At 65.3% G+C, this 251-nt stretch carries 1 protein-coding gene; it reads left to right on the top strand.

From position 1 onward, the window contains the following. The coding region (locus G9G57_RS25485) for an AMP-binding protein (RefSeq protein WP_164965700.1) at nucleotides 1-251 on the top strand (251 nt) is incomplete at both ends.

Below are 251 nucleotides of genomic sequence, written 5' to 3'. Positions count from 1 at the left end.
CTGAATCCGGTGCCGGTCGGGGTGCTGGGCGAGCTGGTCATCGGCGGAGTCGGAGTGGCGCGCGGGTACTTGAACCGCCCGGATTTGACGGCGGAGAAATTCGTAGACAGCCCGTTCGCCACTGGGGAGCGGCTGTACCGGACAGGCGACCTGGCGCGCTGGATGCCGGACGGCAACGTGGACTTCATCGGCCGGATCGACAACCAGGTGAAAATCCGGGGGTACCGGATTGAGACAGGCGAAGTCGAAGC

The sequence above is a fragment of the Paenibacillus sp. EKM211P genome (assembly GCF_011066175.1).
Taxonomy (GTDB): Bacteria; Bacillota; Bacilli; order Paenibacillales; family Paenibacillaceae; genus Paenibacillus; species Paenibacillus polymyxa.
This window is presented reverse-complemented; position numbering and strand designations above follow the sequence as displayed.